Here is an 18,745-nt window from a genome sequence, read left to right on the forward strand (position 1 = left end):
CCGCGACGGCGGGGGGCCAGCCCCCCGCACCCCCCGGCGGCGTCACAACCCGCTGTCGGCCAGCACCTTCGTGATCACCGGCGCCAGCCTGTCGGCCCAGATCTGCTGGCCTTCGGGGGTGGCGATGAGGTCGTTGCGGACCTCGATCAGCATGTTCGGGCGACCGTGGCGCAAGGCGTGGCGATCGACGCTGTCGCCGTCCAGATGCCCGTCATAGGGCTGGTTCTCTCCGGTGATCCAGCCCTGATCGCGGCAGGCGGCGACCATCGCGGGGCCAAGGCGCGGATCGGCATGCGAATAGAGGATGCCGACCTGCCACGGCCGGGGCGGGCGCCCACGCAGCTGCGGCGTGAAGCTGTGGACCGCGCAGATGCAGCGGTCCGGGTGCAGCGCCGCGACCCGGGCCAACGCGGCATGGTAGGGGCGGTGCAGCCGGTCCAGCCGGCGCTGGCGTTCGGCCGCGTCCGCCAGGCGGTTCGTCGGGATCACCGTCCCGTCATAGAGCCGCATCAGCAGGGTGGGGTCGTCCTCTCCGCGGTTCGGGTCGATCACCAGGCGCGAGAAATCGGACAGGATCGCCGGCGCGTCCAGCCGTTCGGCCAGCCGTTCGGTCAGCCCGGCCGCGCCGACGTCGTAGGCGATGTGGCGGGCCATGTCGGCGGGCGCGATGCCCAGAGTGCCGCCGCCGACCCAATCGGGCACGCGGTTCGTGGCGTGATCGCAGGTGATCAGCCACCGCGAGGGGCGGTCCTGACCCAGGATGCGGAAGGGCGTCGCTGTCGTGTCATCGGTCATGATGCAGGCTGTCTACGACGGAGGGCGGACAGACGCCAGTTGCCGACCATCGGCATTTGCGGCATAGATAGCGCTAAACCTGAGACAAGGGCGGGATGATGAGACGACATCGCAACGTGAAGATCGTGGCAACCCTGGGACCGGCATCATCGTCGAAAGAGATGATCCGCGCCCTGTTCGATGCCGGGGCCGACGTGTTCCGCCTGAACATGAGCCATGGCAGCCATGACGATCACCGGGCACGCCACGACACGATCCGCGAGATCGAGGCCGAGACGGGCCGTCCCATCGCCATCCTGGCCGACCTGCAGGGCCCCAAGCTGCGCGTGGGTCCCTTTGCCGCCGGGCCGCACGAATTGGCCGTGGGCGATCATTTCCGCTTTGACCTGTCGCCTGATCTGGGCGACGCGACCCGCGTCTCGTTGCCGCACCCCGAGATTTTCGCGGCCCTGATCGAGGGGTCGGAACTGCTGGTCAATGACGGCAAGATCCGCCTGACGGTGCAGAAATGCGGCCCCGATTTCGCCGATTGCGTGGTCACGGTCGCAGGCGCGATCAGCGACCGCAAGGGCGTGAACGTCCCGGACGTGGTGCTGCCGCTGGCCGCGCTGTCGGACAAGGACCGCGCCGACCTGGAATTCGCCTGCGAGTTGGGCGTGGACTGGCTGGCCCTGTCCTTTGTCCAGCGTGCCGAGGACGTCGAGGAGGCCAAGACCCTGGCCAAGGGTCGCGCCGCGATCCTGTCCAAGATCGAGAAGCCCGCGGCCGTGCGCGCCTTTGACGAGATCCTGCAGGCGTCCGACGGGATCATGGTCGCGCGCGGCGACCTGGGCGTCGAGCTGCCGGTCCATTCGGTGCCGCCGATCCAGAAGCGCCTGGTCCGCCTGTGCCGCAGCGCCGCCAAGCCGGTGATCGTTGCCACGCAGATGCTTGAATCGATGATCGACAGCCCGATGCCCACCCGCGCCGAGGTCAGCGACGTCGCCAACGCCATCTATGAGGGCTCTGACGCCGTCATGCTGTCCGCCGAGAGCGCCGCCGGCAGCTTTCCGGTCGAGGCCGTGCGCACGATGGACAACGTCGCCCGGTCGGTCGAGGCCGACCCGAACTATCGCTCGATCATCGAGGCGGCGCGCAAGGCCAGCCTGTCGTCGGTCCCCGACGCCATCGTGACCGCCGCGCGCGAGATCGCCGAGACGACCGACGTGGCCGCCATCTGCGCCTTCAGCCAGTCGGGCAAGACGATCAGCCTGATCGCCCGGGAACGGCCCCGCGTGCCGATCCTGGCGCTGTCGCCGATCCTGACGGTCACGCGCCGCATGGTGCTGACCTGGGGGACGCATTGCGTGACGACCCCGCGCATGTCGCGCTTCAAGGAGGCCGTGATCATCGGCACCCGCGCCGCCCGCGAATACGGCTTTGCCGATGAGACGCGGCAGGTCGTGGTGATGGCGGGCGTGCCCTTCAACGTGCCGGGCACGACGAACATCCTGCGCATCGCGCCCTGCGATGACCGCTTGATCTTCGCCACCGACCCGGAATAACGCTGGGGCCTTGAAACCCGGGGGGTGGTGATGTCCGATCTTCTTTTGCTGGCAGGGGTTGCCCTGTGCCTTCTGTCCGTGGTGCTGGCGGTGGTCCAGCTGCTGCAGACGCAGCCGCCGCGCGCGGCGATCCTGGCGCTTCTGGGCGGGATCGTGCTGCTGTTCGCGGGGGCCTGGATGGATCCCGAACCCTTCAGCCCGGCCGACATCCCGGCCGCGCTGGACACGGTCACCGGCGGCGCGCCCGCGTCCTGACCCCTTGCGCATTCCCGCGCGCCTGTGTAAGGCGACGCTTCCGTTCCCGTGCGGCCGGCCGACATGGCATTGCCGAGCCGCGCGTTCACTCTGATGAAGGAGATGAAAATGCCGAAGATGAAGACCAAATCCGCTGCCAAGAAGCGGTTCTCGATGACGGCCTCGGGCAAGGTCAAGGCAGGTCAGGCCGGCAAGCGCCACGGCATGATCAAGCGCACGACCAAGTTCATTCGCGACGCGCGCGGCACCACCATCCTGTCGGATGCGGATGCCAAGATCGTCAAGAAATACATGCCCTACGCTCGCTGATCAGGAGAACCACACATGTCCCGCGTTAAATCCGGCAAGGTGACCCACGCCCGTCACAAGAAAGTCCTTGATCAAGCCAAGGGCTACTATGGCGCGCGCTCGCGCAACTTCCGCACCGCCACCCAGGCCGTCGACAAGGCCAACCAGTACGCGACCCGCGACCGCAAGAACCGCAAGCGCAACTTCCGCGCGCTGTGGATCCAGCGGATCAACGCCGCCGTCCGCGCCGTCGATGCCGAGATGACCTATTCGCGCTTCATCAACCTGCTGTCGAAAGCCGGCATCGAGGTTGACCGCAAGGTCCTGGCCGACCTGGCCGTGAACGAACCCGACGCGTTCGGCGCGATCGTGGCACAGGCCAAAGCCGCCGCCTGATCGCGGCCACCGCATTGCCGCAAAGGCCCGTTCCCGATCCGGGGGCGGGCCTTTGTCATGCGCGGAACCCGCATGCGTGTCGGGCGTTCATTCCCCACAGAGACACACCCATCAAGGAGATCCCCATGGGCGAGATGACCGACAAGGCGAAAGCCGCAGGGAACAAGCTGGCAGGCAACGTCAAGGAGGGCATCGGCAAGATGACCGACAACGAGCGTCTGGAAGCCGAAGGCAAGGCCCAGCAGGCCAAGGGGACCGCACAGAACGTGTCGGGCACCGTCAAGGGCAAGCTGGGCGACGACATCTGATCCTCATCCATTGTTCGGAAAGGCCCCGCGATTGCGGGGCCTTTTTCATGTGGTGCGTCAACCAAGCAGCAGCTTGGCGGCGATGGACCACATGACGACGGCGATCACCGTCTCTAGGATGCGCCAGGCGGTGGGGTTGGCAAAGACCGGCCGCAGCCAGGCGGCGCCATAACCCAAGGCGAAGAAGAACAGGAACGACCCTGTCACCGCGCCCGCCGCGAACGCGTCGCGGTCCTCTGTGAACCGGGTCGAGATCGTGCCCAACAGCACGACCGTGTCCAGATAGACATGCGGGTTCAGCCATGTCAGCGCCAGGCAGGCCAGCACCGTGCGCCGCAGCCCGCCCGGTCCGCCACCGCCGCCTGCCTCCAGCGCCCCGGTCGCGCTGATTGCCGTGCGCAGGCTGCGCGCCCCGTACCAGATCAGGAACGCCGCCCCTGCCACGCGCATCACCGGGTCGATCCAAGGCAGCAACTGGGCGATGCGGCCAAAGCTTGTGACGCCCAGCACGATCAGCACCGCATCCGACAGCGCGCAGGTCAGGCAGACCGCCAGCACGTGATCCCCGCGCAAGCCTTGGCGCAGCACGAAGGCGTTCTGCGCACCGATCGCCACGATCAGGCTGAGGACCGTCATCAGGCCGGTCAGAAAGATCGCAGGGCTAATGGGGCGTCTCCGGTCATGGGGTCGGGGTTGATCTAGCCGCCCGTGGCGGATTAGACAAACTCATGCTGCTAAAGCCGGGTAAGGAAAACTGATGCTGGATTATGCCGCTGCCCGTGCCGTTGCGACGATCGTGCGGACCGGCAGCTTCGAGGCCGCGGCGCGGGCTCTCGGGGTGACGCCTTCGGCGATCTCGCAGCGGGTCCGCAATCTGGAGGAGCGGTTGGGCACCGTCCTGATCCGTCGCGGACAGCCCTGTACCGCGACCGAAGCCGGAGCCCGCCTGTGCCGCCACATGGACCATGTGGGCATGCTGGAACAGACATTGGCGCAGCACCTGCCGGGGATGGCCGACGGGGATGCCGCGCGGGTCACGGTGACGATCGCGACGAATGCCGACAGCTTGGGCACCTGGCTGATGCCCGCCCTGGCCGCCCACGCGCGCGACAGCGGGCACCTGTTCCAGATCGCCATCGACGACGAACAGCACACCGCCGACGGGCTGCGGCAGGGCAGGGTGCTGGCCGCCGTGACGTCGCTGGACAGCCCGGTGCAGGGCTGCGCGGTGCGGCCCCTTGGGCGGCTGCGCTATCACGCGACGGCCAGCCCCGATTTCATGCGGCGGCATTTCCCTGACGGGGTGACGGCGGCGGCGCTGGCCCGTGCGCCGGCGCTGGCCTTTGATCGCAAGGACGGGCTTCAGCTGGCTTGGGTCCGGCAGGTCACGGGGCAATCGCCGGTGCTGCCCGCGCATGGCCTGGCCTCGACCCAGGGTTTCGTGGATGCGTGCCGCGCGGGGCTGGGCTGGGGGCTGAACCCGGAGATGCTGGTCGCCGATGATCTTGCCTCGGGTCGGCTGGTGCAGATGGTGCCGGGCACGCCGCTGGATGTGTCGCTGTACTGGCAGATCGGGCGGCTGGCTGCGGATCGGCTGTCCGGGCTGACGCGCGCGGTGCAGGCGGCGGCGGTCGCGGCCCTGCTGCCCGCGACATCTGGGCCGCTGTCCAACGGTTGACCCGCAGCCCCCGCGGCCCCAGCTTTGTAGGACAGCCCCAGCCAGAGGCCGCCGCCATGTTCGACCTGCCCCAAGCCGATCCCGCCAAGGTGCCGTTGGCGACCGTCCCCCTTGGCCTGTGGGGCACGGCCATGACCGCGCGCCGCAATGTGCTGGAACTGATCCCCGCCATCGCCACGCGCCAGCCCATCGTGTCGGGCAAGACCGGTGTCAGCTGGCACATGGTAATGGACCCGACCGCCTTGCGCCGGATCCTCAAGGAGAAGCTGGACGACTATCCGAAATCGGTGACGACCAAGCTGATCCTGAACCCGGCCATCGGTGACAGCCTGTTCGTGGCCGAGGGTGCGCATTGGCGCTGGCAGCGCCGTGCCGCCGCCCCGGCCTTTGCCCAACGCCATGTCGAGGCGCTTGGCCCCGTGATGACCGCCGCCGCCGAGGCGTCCTGCCGCCGTCTGGCGGGCGCGCGTGGTCCGGTCGATCTGTTCGAGGAGACGGTGGCCGCCACCTTCGACGTGATTTCCGATGTGACCTTTTCCGGCGACGGGATGTTCGACCGCGATGCGGTGCATCAGTCGATCGACGCCTATATCGCGCAGACGGCCAAACTGTCGCTGATGGACGTGCTGGGCCTGCCCGCCTGGCTGCCGCGGCCGGGGCGGCTGTTTTCCGGTCCAGGGCTGAAGCGGATGAAGGCCATCGCCGACCAGTCCATCGCCGCCCGTGCGCAGGCCGCCGAAAAGCACGGGCCGCCAGACCTTCTGGACCTGCTGCTGGTCGCGCAGGACCCCGAGACCGGGCGCACGATGACCCGCGACGAACTGCGGGACAACCTGCTGACCTTCATCGTGGCGGGGCACGAGACGACCGCCCTGACGCTGGCTTGGGCGCTGTACCTGATGGCCTTCGCCCCCGACATCCAGGAGGCCGCCGCCGAGGAGGCGCGCCGTGCCTTGGGCGACCGCGCCGCCACCGCCGCCGATCTGGGCGCGCTTCCCCTGACCATGCGCATCGTGAACGAGACGTTGCGCCTGTACCCGCCCGCGGCCTTCCTGTCGCGCACCGCCCAGGCCCGCGACACGCTGTGCGGACGCCAGATCAATCCCGGCGATACGGTCATGATGCCGATCTATGCGCTGCACCGGCATCACCTGCTGTGGGACCGGCCCGACGCCTTCGACCCCGACCGCTTTCTGACCGCGCCCGACCGCTATGCGTTCCTGCCCTTCGGCGCGGGGCCGCGCATCTGCATCGGCGCCAGCTTTGCCCTGCAGGAGGCGGTGATCATCCTGTCGACGCTGCTGGCGCGGTTCCGCTTTGCCCGCGTGCCGGGGCGAGAGCCGCAGCCGCGCATGATCCTGACGCTGCGCCCCGAAGGCGGGGTCTGGCTGACCGTGACGCCTCGCGACTAAGCGGCTTGCGATTGCTCACATGGCTGTTACAGACTGCCCCTTGAAAAGGCAGCGGAGAACGCCATGACCGCCATCATCGATTTCCTCAACACCATCTTCTGGGGCTATGTGCTGATCTACGGCCTGCTGGCCGTGGGCATCTACTTTACCCTGCGCCTGGGCTTCCTGCAGTTCGTCCACTTCGCCGAGATGTGGCGCTGCGTGCGCGGATCGGGAGAGACGGACAAGGACGGCATCACCCCGTTTCAGGCACTGTCGGTGTCGCTGGCCAGCCGCGTGGGCACCGGCAACATCGCGGGGGTCGCGGTGGCGCTGACGCTGGGCGGGCCGGGCGCGATCTTCTGGATGTGGATGGTGGCGCTGGTCGGCATGGCCACGGCCTATGCGGAATCGACGCTGGCGCAGCTTTACAAGGTGCACGGGTCGGACGGGATGTATCGCGGCGGACCGGCGCAATACATCGCCCGCGGCCTGGGCCTGCCCTGGCTGGCCGCGCTGTTCGCAGTCGCGCTGATCGTCGCCTTCGGCCTGGTGTTCAACGCGGTCCAGGCCAACTCGATCGCGCAGGCGGTCGAGGGCGCCTTCGGCATCGGCGCGGGCATGGTCGGCATCGGCGTGGCGATCCTGTCGGGCATCATCATCTTCGGCGGCATTCCTCAGATCGCGCGGGCGGCCCAGTTCATCGTGCCGATCATGGCGGGTCTCTACCTGCTGGCGGCGGTCGTCATCCTGGTGATGAACATCACCGAGGTGCCGGGCATCCTGGGCGGCATCGTGCGTTCGGCCTTCGGCCTGCAGGAGACCGTGGGCGGGGTCGCGGGCGGCGTCGCGGCGGCCATGCTGAACGGGGTCAAGCGTGGCCTCTTCTCGAACGAGGCCGGCATGGGCTCGGCCCCCAACATCGCTGCGGTGGCAGTGCCCAACCCGCATCACCCCTCCAGCCAAGGCTTCGTGCAGGCCCTGGGCGTCTTCATCGACACCATCCTGGTCTGCACGGCGACCGCGGTGATGATCCTGCTGGCCGATGTCATGCCTTCGGACCAGCTGACCGGAGTGAACCTGACCCAGGCCGCGCTGACCGACCATTTCGGCGGCTTCGGCCAGATCTTCGTGGCGGTGGCGATCTTCTTCTTCGCCTTCACTTCGATCATCGGCAACTATTCCTATGCCGAGAACGCCATCGTCTATCTGGGCGCGGGCAAGCCGGGCATCATGGTCCTGCGGCTGGCGGCACTGGGCATGGTTGTCTGGGGCTCGCTGCAGGCGGTCACGACCGTCTTCAACTTCGCCGATGCCAGCATGGGGCTGATGGCCACGATCAACCTGATCGCCATCGTCGCGCTGTCGGGGACCGTCGCGGTCGTCACCCGCGACTATCTGCGCCAGCGCAAGGTCGGGCACGAACCGACCTTCCGCATCGGCGATCACCCCGGCATCGCGCCGGGCGTGAACCGCGACATCTGGAAATAAGGCGGCACGGGCGCGCGGTCTTTACCCCGCGCGCCCGGCCATGCTAACGCGGGCGCAACCAGGAAAGGCCCCGCGATGGACGATCTGACCCCCCTGCGCCAGCAATGGCTGGACCGCATTTCTGCCGCCTCCGACCCTCAGGCCATCGAGGACGTGCGCCTGTCCACGCTTGGCAAGAAGGGCGAGCTTAGCCTGATGATGCGCGAGCTGGGCCGCATGTCCCCCGAGGAGCGCCAGACCACCGGCAAGGCGCTGAACCAGATCCGCGACGAGATCGACGCCGCCCTGCGCGCGCGCAAGCTGGCGCTTGAGGATGCGGCGCTGGACGCGCGTCTGCGCGACGAATGGCTGGACGTGACCCTGCCGGGCCGTCCGCGCCGCCAGGGGTCGATCCACCCGATCAGCCAGGTCACCGACGAGGTCACCGCGATCTTCGCCGACATGGGTTTCGCCGTCGCCGAAGGGCCGCAGGTCGAAAGCGACTGGTACAATTTTGACGCCTTGAACATCGCCCCCGAACATCCCGCGCGGCAGGAGCACGACACCTTCTTCATGCACCGCGCGCCGGGCGACGACCGTCCGCCGCACGTGCTGCGCACCCACACGTCGCCGGTGCAGATCCGCGCCATGCAGGATCACGGCGCCCCGGTCCGCGTGATCGCGCCGGGCCGCGTCTATCGCATGGACATGGATCAGACGCACACGCCGATGTTCCACCAGATCGAGGGCGTGGCCATCGACCGCGACATCAGCATGGCGCATCTGAAATGGACGCTGGAGGAATTCTGCCGGGCCTTCTTCGAGGTGCCATCGGTCGAGCTGCGCTTTCGCGCCAGCCATTTCCCCTTCACCGAACCTTCGGCCGAGGTGGACATCCGCTGTTCCTGGGAGGGCGGCCAGCTGAAGATCGGCGAGGGCAATTCCTGGTTGGAGATCCTGGGTTCGGGGATGATGCATCCGCATGTCCTGCGATCTGGCGGGATCGACCCGGATCAGTGGCAGGGCTTTGCCTTTGGCATGGGCATCGACCGCATCGCGATGCTGAAATACGGCATTCCCGACCTGCGCGCCTTCTTCGAAAGCGACCTGCGCTGGCTGCGCCACTATGGCTTCGCAGCAGGCGACGTGCCGAGCGTCAGCGGCGGGCTGTCGCGCTGAAGGCGGCGCGCCCTTGCGATCGAGGGGCGCGCGCCGTGGACGTCACGCGGTGAACGGAACGCCCGGTGCGGATGCGGGGAAGGCGGTTGGGTGCGGTCCGGAATGACCCCCGAACTCCACGGCCAGCCTCTGCCGCAGGGCGTCCTGATCGGCCCTGATGATCCCGGGGATCAGGAACAGATCGACGAACGCCCAGATCCCGACTGCGGCGAGCATGATCAGTCCGACCCCGAGGATCAGCGTCATCCAGCCCAGCACCCACAGGATCAGCATGGCGACTGCCGTGCCGGTCTTGCCCAGATAGAACCGGTGCGCCCCGAATCCACCCAGGAAAACCAGCAGAAGATAGGCGATCACGGGCGACCTGGTGTCGTTCGTGACACGCTGTTCGATAAGGATTCGCTGTTGGGTATCAAGGGGCACGTCAAAATCTCCGGATCTGAAAAGGGAACGTAGGTACGGTGACCGCCCTAGCACGGGCCGCCTTTACAGATCACGGAAACTTCAACCTCAGGTTAACGGTGCGCCATCACCGCAGCCGGCGACGGATGTCCTCGCGATCCGCGCGGACCATTCCGGGGATCAGGAACAGGTCGATGATGCACCACAGCACCACAAAGCCCACCGCGGGCCAGCCGATCAGGATCGGCACCGTCAGCCAGCCGACGCCCCAAATGGCCAGCATGATGAACCCGCTGATCCAGCGGCCCAGATACATGCGGTGCACGCCGAACCCCCACAGGAAGATCAGCAGCAGATAGGCGATCAGCGGCGATTTCGCCTCGTTGGCCACCCGCTGCTCAATCAGCAATTCGCGCTGCACATCCATCCGCAAGGCTCTCCTGTTCCATGTCGCGCCCGCCATTCGGGCGCATTGCAAAGATAGGAACGCCCCGCCGCCACGCAAGATCCGCACCGCAGAACCCGGCGGACCCTGCGCGCGGTCAGTGACCCCGCGATGCCCGCGGCGTTCCGGCGGCACCGCCGACCACGGCGCCGTGCCCCCGGCCGATGGGTTCGACAGCGTCCGGAGTCAGTCGACGCGCTCGAACCGCTCGAACACCAGGCCCACGGGGCGGATCGGCGCGCCGGGCTGGTCGGGGCGGTTCACGTCCGTCAGCGCCATCCGGTACTCTCCGGCTTCCAGCACCACCGGCCCCAACCGGGCGTCCACGCTGCCGTCCTGGTCGTCGGCCTGCGCCACGACAGCCCCGTCCCGCGAAAACAGCGCCAGCTTGGCATCGACACCGACCAGTTCGCCATAGGCGCTGACAATCAGCGCGGTCTCTCGGTCCAGGGTGAAGGTCAGCCATTGCGCGGTGCCGTCCTGCAGGACGACCGTCTCGCGGTCGGCGGCCAGGTCGATGGCCTGCATCGGATAGTCGCCATCCGTGGGCGGTGCCAGCTCGCCCTTGCGCCAGGCGGTGCGCAGATAGCTGTCGCGGTCCAGCGCCTCGACGCTGACGGTGATCGTGCCCTCGCCCGAGGAGATCGGCGCGACACCCAGGCAATAGTCGCCCCCGGCCAGACCGCTTGGGAAATCGAGACGCGCGTTCAACCCGTCGGCATCGTCGTTGGCGGCGATCTGCGTGCCCGACCCGTCGAACAGGATCATGTTCGGGTCCAACCCGTCGCTGACCGCGCGCAGGGTCACGGAGGCGCTGCCGTTCAGCGCGAATCGCAGATAGCGGACTGTGCCGTCCGTCTGCGCCTCAACGGGCAGGGCGGCATTCAGCGGCCCCTGGCCCAGGGTCTCGGCAGGCGTTTCAGGGGTGCAGGCGGCGATGGTCGTGTCCACGGGATCGACCAGCAGGGCGGGCATGTCGGGACGCGTCAACTGGACGGTCGCGGTCATGTCCGCGTCCCCGACGGGGATCAGTCGCACGCAATAGTCGCCCGGTCCGACGGACTGTTCGATCCGCGAATTCAGCCCGACGGCATCGTCATTCTCGGCCAGCAGGTCGCCGTCGGGGGTTTCCAGCCTGATCGACGGGTCGCCGTCCGACATCGCCTCCAGCCTCAGGGGCTGCATGTCGCCCGTCACCCGGAACATCGCATAGGGGTTGGTGCCGGCGGTCGTGGTCATCTGCCGCGACAGCGCGGCCCCCGCCGCGGTGATGTCGCTGGCATCGGGATTGTCGCCCAGCCAGGTGGCGGGCTGACCGGAACACAGCGGCTGTGCCGGGGCGTCCTGCGCCTGCGCGGGCAGGGCTGCCAGCAGCAGGAGGGGCAGGGGGGCAAGACGGGACATGAGACTCATGATGACACCTTCGGTTTGCTTCGCGCTACAGTTGCACCCTGCGCAGGGCCCGGCAAGCGTGGTGACGGGCCGGGGATTCGGGGAAATCCGCTGATCCGGCTTGACCCAGGACGCATGGCACGGTTCAAGGCGGCAAAGTCCCCGCGCGGGCCGACCCGGAAGGCAGACGCCATGAAGTTCACCCTCTCCTGGCTCAAGGAGCATCTCGACACCACCGCGACCATCGACCAGATCGCCGATGCGCTGACCGATCTTGGCCTGGAGGTCGAGGAGATCGCGGACCCCGCCGCCAAGCTGGGGACCTTTACCCTGGCGCGGATCGATCATGCCGAACAGCATCCCGATGCCGACCGCCTGCGCGTCTGCCGGGTGATGACGGACGAGGGCGAAAAGCAGATCGTCTGCGGCGCGCCCAATGCGCGGGCGGGCATCACGGTCGTTCTGGCCAAGCCCGGCGATTATGTCCCCGGCATCGACACGACGCTTGGCGTGGGCAAGATCCGCGGCGTCGAAAGCCACGGCATGATGGCCTCCGAACGCGAGCTGGAGCTGTCCGAAGAGCATGACGGCATCATCGAACTGCCGTCCGGCGAGGTCGGGCAGCGCTTCGTCGACTGGCTGGCGCAGAACGCGCCGGACAAGATCGACCCGATGATCCACATCAAGATCACGCCGAACCGCCCCGACGCCCTGGGCGTCCACGGCGTCGCCCGCGACCTGGCCGCGCGCGGCCTGGGCAGGTTGAAGGCCGTGACGGTCGATGGGGTGCCCGGCGCCTTTCCCTGCCCGGTGGGGGTGACGATCGACGCGGGCGTGGCCGCCAAGGCGCCGTTCTTTGCCGGCCGCGTGGTGCGGGGCGTGACGAACGGCCCGTCGCCCGCCTGGCTGCAGAAGCGCCTGCGCGCGATCGGCCTGCGTCCGATCAATGCGCTGGTGGACATCACCAACTTCTTCACCTTCGACCTGAACCGGCCGCTGCACGTGTTCGACGCGGACAAGGTCGCGGGCGACCTGATCCTGCGCGGCGCACGGGCCGGAGAGGAGCTGGTGGCGCTGGACGACAAGACCTATGCCCTGCCCGAAGGCGCGGTGGTGATCTGCGACGACAACGGCATTGAGAGCATCGCGGGCATCATGGGCGGCGCGGCATCGGGCGCGTCCGAGGAGACGCGCGACGTCTTCATCGAGGCCGCCTATTTCGATCCGATCAGCACCGCCGCCACCGGCCGCGCGCTGAAGATCAACAGCGATGCGCGCTATCGCTTTGAACGCGGCATCGACCCGGCCTTCACCCTGCCGGGGCTGGAGCTGGCCACGCGCATGGTGCTGGACCTGTGCGGCGGCGAGGCCTCCGAGGTGGTGACCGCCGGCGCGTTGCCCGACACGGGTCGCGCCTATCGCCTGGACCCCGCGCGCACCAGCCGCCTGGTCGGCATGGATATCGACGAGGCCGATCAGCGCGCCACGCTGGAGGCCCTAGGGTTCCGGCTGGAGGGCGAGATGGCCCATGTCCCCAGCTGGCGCCCCGACGTGCTGGGCGAGGCCGATCTGGTCGAGGAGATCGCCCGCATCGCCAGCCTAACCAAGCTGCAGGGCAAGCCCCTGCCGCGGGCCCAGGCCGGGGTGCCAAAGCCCGTGTTGACGCCCCTGCAGGTCCGCGAGAAGACGGCGCGGCGCATGGCGGCGGCCTTGGGCTACAACGAATGCGTGACCTACAGCTTCATCGACCAGGGGTCGGCGGCGCTGTTCGGCGGCGGGGATGATGCAGTGCGCGTCGAGAACCCGATCAGCAGCGAGATGAGCCATTTGCGCCCCGACCTGCTGCCCGGCCTGCTGCAGGCCGCGGCGCGCAACCAGGCGCGCGGTTTCGCCGATCTGGCGCTGTTCGAGCTGGGTCCGGTCTTTTCGGGCGGAGAGCCGGGCGAGCAGGCGGTTCGCATCAGCGGGCTGCTGGTCGGCCAGACCGCGCCGCGCGATCCCTTCGGCAGCCGCCGCAAGGTGGACCTCTATGACGCCAAGGCCGACGCCGAGGCGATCCTGAACGCCATCGGCGCGCCTGCGCGTGCGCAGATCAACCGCAAGCTGGATGGCTGGTGGCATCCGGGGCGTGCGGGCAACATCGCGCTCGGGCCGAACGTGCTGGCAACCTTCGGCGAGATCCACCCCAAGGTCCTGCGTCAGATGGACGTCAAGGGGCCGGCCGTGGGCTTCACGATCCAGCTGGCCGCGGTGCCCTTCCCCAAGGTCAAGACGCCCACGCGACCCGCGCTGGAGCTGTCCGAACTGCAGGCCGTCGATCGCGATTTCGCCTTCGTCGTGGATGCGGGGGTCGAGGCGCTGACTCTGGTCAACGCCGCCGCCGGGGCCGACAAGGCGCTGATCGCGGGCGTGTCCGTCTTTGACCAGTTCCAGGGGTTGGAGGGCGGCCAGAAGTCGCTGGCCATCACCGTGCGCCTGCAGCCGCGCGACAAGACGCTGACCGATGCCGATATCGAGGCGGTCAGCCGCAAGATCGTCGAGAAGGTCGAAAAGGCCACGGGCGGCCGCCTGCGCGCCTGATCCGCCCGGTCACGGACATGAAAAGACCCCGCCCGGTGGTCCGGGCGGGGTCTTTTCATGCGGGCCGTCTGGCGCGTCTCAGAAGATCAGCGACAGGATGCCGATCACGACCAGCAGGCCGATGATGAAGATGATGCCGGCGGCGCCGCCGATGAACTTGAGCATGTCGGTCTCCTGTTTGTTACGCAGGACAACCGGAAAGGCGCGCTGTTGTTCCCCGGCATGCGCCGCGCGGTGCAGGAAAACCGGATCATCATGCGGGGAAACGGTGAGAGGCTGGACAACGACCCATGCGGGACTCGTTACGGCTGCTTCCTTCCGGACCTGACCGATTTGGCGAGGCGCTTGCCCGCGCCAACCTCTCGGGCGCACAGATAGGATGGTCGCGCGGCGGATGCAAGCCCATGCGCATGTCTTACAGCGACAGGCGCATCACCGCGAAACCGTCCTCGTTCAGTCCCACGCCCTGCAACCGGTCTGGTTCGGGCAGGGGACGGTCCAGCGCGGCGGGCGCGGTCTCGAACAGGACGGTGGTGCCGGGCTGGGGCGCGAAGGCCCAGTTGGGCCGGGCCGGAATGCGGACCCGCCGCAGCTGTCGGACATAGCGGCGCAGAACGTCCAAAGTCAGCGCGTCACGGTCCAGGATCACCCGGTTGCACGAGACCAGCGGACTGAACAGCCCGCAGCTTGCCAGCCGATACGAGTTCGTGGCCAGCACGAAGGCCTGGTTGTCCGCGACGGGCCGGGTCTGCCAGGTCAGGTCGCGGATGCGGTGGGCATTCGGGTCGGCAAGCCGCCCGTCGGGGTGAAACCGCGCCGGGGCGGACAGGTCGATCCGCCAGCTGACCCCGTCGATGACGTCGAAGTTGTAGGCCGGAAACTCGGGGTTTAGCAGCGGCGCGTCGCGCGCGCCGGGTTGGACGCGGTGAAACAGGCTGGCCGAACGTTCCAGCCATCCCCGCAGCTGCGCGCCCGTCAGGCGGATGGCGGTGATCCGGTTCGGAAAGGAGTAGAGGTCGGCCAGGTGCCGCAGGCTCAGCGTGCCCGCCGGGACGTCGGTGTAATGCTGCGGCCCGCCCCGCCCCCCGGCCCGATAGGGCGCCGAGGCAGACAGCACCGGCAGGTCCGCATCCGGCGTGCCCGCCAGCCGCTGCCGGACATGCCAGCGCTGTGCGAGGTTCACCAGGCGCAGGCCGCAATCATGGCCGATCACCGCGAAATGGCTGTTCAGGGGTTGCGCCGTGCGGCCGATGCGCGTGGACAGCTGCCGCAGCGTGGCCTTGTGCGCAGTCGCCACCTGGCGCGACACCAGAACCGCGGTCGGCATCGCCGGCGTGACCGATTCGGCGCGCACGGCAAAACGGTCGACCGCCAGCCCGCCATCCGCCCGCGGAGCAAAGCGCAGGTCGATCACCCCCAGATGCGATCCGCCAAAGCCGGGCATGACCGCGGGCTTGCCCGCCAGCGTTCCCCGATCGGCGTCGATGCCGGGGCGGCCGCGCCAGCGGGGGCCGGGAAAGACCTCGTGCGTGTGGCCGGCGATCAGCACGTCGATGCCGGGCAGGGCGGCCAGCGCATGGGCGGCATGCTCCATCCGGGGCAGGGGCTCGGGGCCGCCGATGCCGCTGTGGGCCAGCGCCACGACCAGATCGACCCCCTGGGCGCGCAGCCGCGGCACCAGGCGGCGGGCACAGTCCAGGATGTCGTCGCTGCGCATGACGGCGCGCAGGTCCTGGTCCCACTCCTCGGTCTGGGGCGGCAGAAAGCCGATCACGCCGATGCGCAGCGGCAGGCGGTTGCCCTGCGGGTCGGTCAGCTCACGCTCGATCACGCAGGTGGCGGCGAAATCGGCGCCGCGGCGCACGGTCAGGTTCGCGGCCAGCATCGGAAAGCGCGCCCGTGCCACCGCGCGCCGCAGGAAGGGCAGGCCGAAGTTGAAATCGTGGTTCCCCAACGCCGCCGCGTCATAGCCAAGCGCGTTCATCGCCGCGATGGCCGGGTGGGTGCCGGCGAAGGGTCCGCTGCGCCGCGCGACCAGGTCGCCCATCGGACCGCCCTGCAGGAAATCGCCGTTGTCCAAGAGGATGCTGGCATGCGGCCCGGTCCGCCGCGCCTCGATCAGCGATGCGATGCGCGCCAGCCCGATCCGGTCCGACGGACGATCCGCCAGGTAATCGTAAGGCAGCAGGTGCATGTGCAGGTCGCTGGTGGCCAGGATGCGCAGCGTCATGCCGTCCGGGGGCGGATCATCCGCGGCCGTTGCGGGCATTTGCATCGTCTTCCTGTCAAACATGTGATCGCCCGACGCCGCGTTGCGCATGCCGTCATGTCCTTTCCGGGCACGGACGACATACCGATACCATGCTTACTGTATACAATTCGAACCACACAACCAAAGATTGAAGAACGCACGCTTTATCAGGTCATTGTGGCACAGAATTTCACAAATCCGAAACGTTGCGATGAATTCGGGCGCGCCTTGGTTTTCGGGTGCCATGATCGCGGTTTGGTAATCCCCCGGTTGAACCTGCCGCGCGATCCGGATTATCTGCCAAGGGAGGGGTCGGGGGTCCTGGCCGCCCCGGATGGGTCATTGGGTCGTTTCAGATGAAGTTCTCCACGCGGATCGACACGGACCTTCCCGCGGAACGCCTGTTCGAGGTGATCGGGAATTTCGACGCGCTGGAACGGATGGTGATCGGCCGCGGCGCAACCGTGGCGCGCATCGATCCGTCGAACGAACCGGGGATCGGCATGGGCTGGAACATCGGGTTCGACTGGCGGGGCAAGGCGCGGCAGCTGCGGCGGGCCGTCACGCGGTTCGACCGCCCCGAACAGATGATGATGGCCGGTCATTCCGATGCGCTGGACCTGACGGTGGTGGCAACCGTCGTCGCGCTGAGCCGCGTCAAGTCGCGCCTGATCTTCGAGACCGAGGTCCGCCCGCGCAACATGAAGGCCCGGCTGATGCTGCAGACCGCCAAGCTGGGCAAGGCGCAGCTTGACCGCCGCTATCAGCGCCGGATCGAGGATTTCGTCCACCAGATGCGCAACTTTGCCCGCTAGGCGGGATCAGTCCGCCATGCTTGCCTGTCGCTGCGTCTCGCGCAGCGGATCGGCCGGATAGACGCCCAGGATGTCCAGGCTGGAGGTGAAGTAGCGCAGCTCGTCCAGCGCCCGGGCGACGTTCGCGTCCTCGGGGTGACCCTCGATGTCGGCATAGAACTGGGTCGCGGTGAACACGCCGTCGACCATGTAGCTTTCCAGCTTGGTCATGTTCACGCCGTTCGTCGCGAACCCGCCCATCGCCTTATAGAGCGCCGCCGGGATGTTGCGGACCCGGAAGACAAAGCTGGTCAGCATCCGCTCGGCGCGCCGGCTGTCGTCGGCCTGGCGCGACATGATCAGGAACCGTGTGGTGTTGTTCTGCCGGTCCTCGATCCGGTCGGCCAGGCGGTCCAGGCCATAGATCTCGCCCGCCAGGGGCGCGGCCAGCGCGGCCAGCGACGGATTGCCGCGCGCGGCGACCTCCTTGGCGGAACCGGCCGTGTCGGCCCCGGTGATCGCGTGGATGGCGTTCCGGCGCAGGAACCCGCGGCACTGGCCCAGCAGGACGGTGTGGCTCATCGCCTCGCGGACCTGATCCAGGGTCGTGCCGGGCACGGCCAGCAGGCTGATATGGACGCGCACGAAGGCCTCGTCGATGATGCGCAGGCCGGATTCGGGCAGCAGGTGATGGATGTCGGCTACCCGGCCATAGGTCGAATTCTCGACCGGCAGCATGGCCAGGTCGGCGTCGCCCGCGCGCACGGCCTCGATCACGTCCTCGAAGGTGCGGCAGGGCAGGGCCTCCATTCCAGGGCGCGCGCTGCGGCAGGCCTCGTGGCTGTAGGCACCCGGTTCTCCCTGGAACGCGATGCGATTCGTGGTCATGGCCGGGCCCCCGCTGTTCTAAATTTGAGCGTGCCGGGGTAACTATACCTTGATCCTTGAAAGCGAAAGCGGATACATACCGCACGACCTGACGAGCTTACCAAGGCGGGACCGCACGCGATGTTCAATACGATGACCCTGACCAAGGCAGCCGGCGCCTTCATTGGCGCGCTGCTGTTTTTGATGCTGGCCAACTGGGCGGCCAGCGGCCTGTTCACTGTCGGACATGGCGGCGGTCACGGCGACGAGGAAATTGCGCAGGCCTATACCATCCCGGTCCCGGAAACCGTCCCCGCGGGCGAAGAGGAAGCGCCGCTGGACTTTGCCGCGCTGATGGCCTCGGCCGATGCGGCCGCGGGCGAGCGTGAATGGGCCAAGTGCCGGTCGTGCCACGCCCTCGACGGCAGCGACGGCGTCGGCCCGCACCTGAACGGCGTCGTCGGACGCCCGACCGCCAGCATCGACGGGTTCAGCTATTCCAGCGCGATGACCGAACATGCGGCCGAATACCCCACCTGGGATCCTGACCACCTGCAGGCGTTCCTGGAGAACCCGCGCGGCTTCGTCTCGGGCACCGCGATGAGCTTTGCGGGCATCCGCGATCCGCAGGCCCGCGCCAACCTGATCGCCTATCTGGAAACCAATCCCTGATCGGTCCCGCCCGACCGTGCGCCATCCAGAAAACCCCG

General features: G+C 68.1%; 19 protein-coding genes and 1 other RNA gene. 12 read left to right on the forward strand and 8 right to left on the reverse strand.

What is annotated here, in order from left to right; translation table 11 throughout:
- Positions 1-42: 42 nt before the first annotated feature.
- The gene (locus TW83_RS04005) at positions 43-795 is read right to left on the reverse strand and encodes an N-formylglutamate amidohydrolase (RefSeq protein WP_045981486.1); all 753 of its coding nucleotides are present in this window, start codon (positions 793-795) and stop codon (positions 43-45) included.
- A gap of 98 nt (positions 796-893) precedes the next feature.
- Between TW83_RS04005 and pyk the strand changes: the two genes are divergently transcribed.
- The 5 genes from pyk (at position 894) to TW83_RS04030 (ending at position 3,586) form a co-directional block, all read left to right on the forward strand.
- Complete coding sequence (pyk, locus tag TW83_RS04010) at positions 894-2,339, forward strand: pyruvate kinase (protein WP_045981487.1); 1,446 nt, start codon at positions 894-896, stop codon at positions 2,337-2,339.
- Positions 2,340-2,369: 30 nt separating this feature from the next.
- Positions 2,370-2,594 (forward strand): hypothetical protein, encoded by a 225-nt coding sequence (locus tag TW83_RS04015; protein WP_045981488.1) that lies wholly within the window; start codon positions 2,370-2,372, stop codon positions 2,592-2,594.
- Positions 2,595-2,702: 108 nt separating this feature from the next.
- Positions 2,703-2,903, forward strand: coding sequence for a 50S ribosomal protein L35 (gene rpmI, locus TW83_RS04020; RefSeq protein ID WP_042244892.1), 201 nt, complete (start codon positions 2,703-2,705; stop codon positions 2,901-2,903).
- A 15-nt stretch (positions 2,904-2,918) separates the two neighbouring features.
- Positions 2,919-3,278 (forward strand): 50S ribosomal protein L20, encoded by a 360-nt coding sequence (gene rplT / locus TW83_RS04025; RefSeq protein ID WP_045981489.1) that lies wholly within the window; start codon positions 2,919-2,921, stop codon positions 3,276-3,278.
- Positions 3,279-3,403: 125 nt separating this feature from the next.
- A complete protein-coding gene (locus TW83_RS04030) occupies positions 3,404-3,586 on the forward strand; it encodes a CsbD family protein (RefSeq protein WP_045981490.1) in 183 nt (60 codons plus the stop codon).
- A gap of 57 nt (positions 3,587-3,643) precedes the next feature.
- Here TW83_RS04030 and TW83_RS04035 read toward each other — a convergent pair whose 3' ends face one another.
- Positions 3,644-4,222 carry a LysE/ArgO family amino acid transporter gene (locus tag TW83_RS04035; protein WP_204245716.1) on the reverse strand — a complete coding sequence of 193 codons (579 nt, stop codon included), beginning with the start codon at positions 4,220-4,222 and terminating at the stop codon, positions 3,644-3,646.
- Positions 4,223-4,343: 121 nt separating this feature from the next.
- Here TW83_RS04035 and TW83_RS04040 point away from each other — a divergent pair, with 121 nt between their 5' ends.
- From TW83_RS04040 to pheS, 4 genes are all read left to right on the forward strand, one after another.
- The gene (locus TW83_RS04040) at positions 4,344-5,264 is read left to right on the forward strand and encodes a LysR family transcriptional regulator ArgP (RefSeq protein WP_045981492.1); all 921 of its coding nucleotides are present in this window, start codon (positions 4,344-4,346) and stop codon (positions 5,262-5,264) included.
- A gap of 56 nt (positions 5,265-5,320) precedes the next feature.
- Positions 5,321-6,676, forward strand: a complete 1,356-nt coding sequence (locus TW83_RS04045; RefSeq protein ID WP_045981493.1) for a cytochrome P450 — start codon at positions 5,321-5,323, stop codon at positions 6,674-6,676.
- Positions 6,677-6,739: 63 nt separating this feature from the next.
- Entirely contained in the window at positions 6,740-8,146 is a 1,407-nt protein-coding gene (locus tag TW83_RS04050) for an alanine/glycine:cation symporter family protein (protein WP_045981494.1), read from the forward strand.
- A gap of 75 nt (positions 8,147-8,221) precedes the next feature.
- A complete protein-coding gene (gene pheS / locus TW83_RS04055) occupies positions 8,222-9,304 on the forward strand; it encodes a phenylalanine--tRNA ligase subunit alpha (protein WP_045981495.1) in 1,083 nt (360 codons plus the stop codon).
- A gap of 42 nt (positions 9,305-9,346) precedes the next feature.
- Here the strand turns inward: pheS and TW83_RS04060 are convergent, their stop codons facing one another.
- From TW83_RS04060 to TW83_RS04070, 3 genes are all read right to left on the reverse strand, one after another.
- Positions 9,347-9,661: a TM2 domain-containing protein gene (locus TW83_RS04060; RefSeq protein ID WP_239441282.1), complete on the reverse strand. Its 315-nt coding sequence runs from the start codon at positions 9,659-9,661 to the stop codon at positions 9,347-9,349.
- A 172-nt stretch (positions 9,662-9,833) separates the two neighbouring features.
- Complete coding sequence (locus TW83_RS04065; protein WP_042244914.1) at positions 9,834-10,133, reverse strand: TM2 domain-containing protein; 300 nt, start codon at positions 10,131-10,133, stop codon at positions 9,834-9,836.
- A gap of 204 nt (positions 10,134-10,337) precedes the next feature.
- A complete protein-coding gene (locus TW83_RS04070) occupies positions 10,338-11,564 on the reverse strand; it encodes a hypothetical protein (RefSeq protein ID WP_157001335.1) in 1,227 nt (408 codons plus the stop codon).
- A 171-nt stretch (positions 11,565-11,735) separates the two neighbouring features.
- Between TW83_RS04070 and pheT the strand changes: the two genes are divergently transcribed.
- On the forward strand, positions 11,736-14,123 hold the full coding sequence (gene pheT / locus TW83_RS04075; RefSeq protein ID WP_045981542.1) for a phenylalanine--tRNA ligase subunit beta: 2,388 nt from the start codon (positions 11,736-11,738) through the stop codon (positions 14,121-14,123).
- A gap of 266 nt (positions 14,124-14,389) precedes the next feature.
- Here pheT and ffs read toward each other — a convergent pair.
- An RNA gene (gene ffs, locus TW83_RS19565) (signal recognition particle sRNA small type) lies at positions 14,390-14,488 on the reverse strand.
- Between the two features lie 50 nt (positions 14,489-14,538).
- A complete protein-coding gene (locus TW83_RS04080) occupies positions 14,539-16,398 on the reverse strand; it encodes a bifunctional 2',3'-cyclic-nucleotide 2'-phosphodiesterase/3'-nucleotidase (protein WP_045981543.1) in 1,860 nt (619 codons plus the stop codon).
- Between the two features lie 332 nt (positions 16,399-16,730).
- On the opposite strand from TW83_RS04080, the gene TW83_RS04085 reads away from it, so the two are divergent.
- A complete protein-coding gene (locus TW83_RS04085; protein ID WP_045981498.1) occupies positions 16,731-17,189 on the forward strand; it encodes a hypothetical protein in 459 nt (152 codons plus the stop codon).
- A gap of 6 nt (positions 17,190-17,195) precedes the next feature.
- Here the strand turns inward: TW83_RS04085 and TW83_RS04090 are convergent, their stop codons facing one another.
- Positions 17,196-18,056, reverse strand: coding sequence for a prephenate dehydratase (locus TW83_RS04090; protein ID WP_045981499.1), 861 nt, complete (start codon positions 18,054-18,056; stop codon positions 17,196-17,198).
- A gap of 120 nt (positions 18,057-18,176) precedes the next feature.
- On the opposite strand from TW83_RS04090, the gene TW83_RS04095 reads away from it, so the two are divergent.
- The gene (locus TW83_RS04095; RefSeq protein WP_045981500.1) at positions 18,177-18,707 is read left to right on the forward strand and encodes a cytochrome c family protein; all 531 of its coding nucleotides are present in this window, start codon (positions 18,177-18,179) and stop codon (positions 18,705-18,707) included.
- Positions 18,708-18,745 lie beyond the last annotated feature (38 nt).

It is taken from the genome of Paracoccus sp. S4493 (assembly GCF_000967735.1).
Taxonomy (GTDB): domain Bacteria; phylum Pseudomonadota; class Alphaproteobacteria; order Rhodobacterales; family Rhodobacteraceae; genus Paracoccus; species Paracoccus marcusii.

Excerpts from the sequence above, each read along its gene's own strand:
- pyk (WP_045981487.1), top strand. The coding sequence starts at position 894 with ATGAGACGACATCGCAACGTGAAGATCGTGGCAACCCTGGGACCGGCA.
- pheT (WP_045981542.1), top strand. The coding sequence starts at position 11,736 with ATGAAGTTCACCCTCTCCTGGCTCAAGGAGCATCTCGACACCACCGCG.
- TW83_RS04090 (WP_045981499.1), bottom strand. The coding sequence starts at position 18,056 with ATGACCACGAATCGCATCGCGTTCCAGGGAGAACCGGGTGCCTACAGC.
- TW83_RS04095 (WP_045981500.1), top strand. The coding sequence starts at position 18,177 with ATGTTCAATACGATGACCCTGACCAAGGCAGCCGGCGCCTTCATTGGC.
- TW83_RS04085 (WP_045981498.1), top strand. The coding sequence starts at position 16,731 with ATGAAGTTCTCCACGCGGATCGACACGGACCTTCCCGCGGAACGCCTG.
- TW83_RS04070 (WP_157001335.1), bottom strand. The coding sequence starts at position 11,564 with ATGAGTCTCATGTCCCGTCTTGCCCCCCTGCCCCTCCTGCTGCTGGCA.
- TW83_RS04045 (WP_045981493.1), top strand. The coding sequence starts at position 5,321 with ATGTTCGACCTGCCCCAAGCCGATCCCGCCAAGGTGCCGTTGGCGACC.
- TW83_RS04015 (WP_045981488.1), top strand. The coding sequence starts at position 2,370 with ATGTCCGATCTTCTTTTGCTGGCAGGGGTTGCCCTGTGCCTTCTGTCC.
- rpmI (WP_042244892.1), top strand. The coding sequence starts at position 2,703 with ATGCCGAAGATGAAGACCAAATCCGCTGCCAAGAAGCGGTTCTCGATG.
- pheS (WP_045981495.1), top strand. The coding sequence starts at position 8,222 with ATGGACGATCTGACCCCCCTGCGCCAGCAATGGCTGGACCGCATTTCT.
- TW83_RS04080 (WP_045981543.1), bottom strand. The coding sequence starts at position 16,398 with ATGCAAATGCCCGCAACGGCCGCGGATGATCCGCCCCCGGACGGCATG.
- TW83_RS04050 (WP_045981494.1), top strand. The coding sequence starts at position 6,740 with ATGACCGCCATCATCGATTTCCTCAACACCATCTTCTGGGGCTATGTG.
- TW83_RS04030 (WP_045981490.1), top strand. The coding sequence starts at position 3,404 with ATGGGCGAGATGACCGACAAGGCGAAAGCCGCAGGGAACAAGCTGGCA.
- TW83_RS04035 (WP_204245716.1), bottom strand. The coding sequence starts at position 4,222 with ATGACGGTCCTCAGCCTGATCGTGGCGATCGGTGCGCAGAACGCCTTC.
- rplT (WP_045981489.1), top strand. The coding sequence starts at position 2,919 with ATGTCCCGCGTTAAATCCGGCAAGGTGACCCACGCCCGTCACAAGAAA.
- TW83_RS04005 (WP_045981486.1), bottom strand. The coding sequence starts at position 795 with ATGACCGATGACACGACAGCGACGCCCTTCCGCATCCTGGGTCAGGAC.
- TW83_RS04065 (WP_042244914.1), bottom strand. The coding sequence starts at position 10,133 with ATGGATGTGCAGCGCGAATTGCTGATTGAGCAGCGGGTGGCCAACGAG.
- TW83_RS04040 (WP_045981492.1), top strand. The coding sequence starts at position 4,344 with ATGCTGGATTATGCCGCTGCCCGTGCCGTTGCGACGATCGTGCGGACC.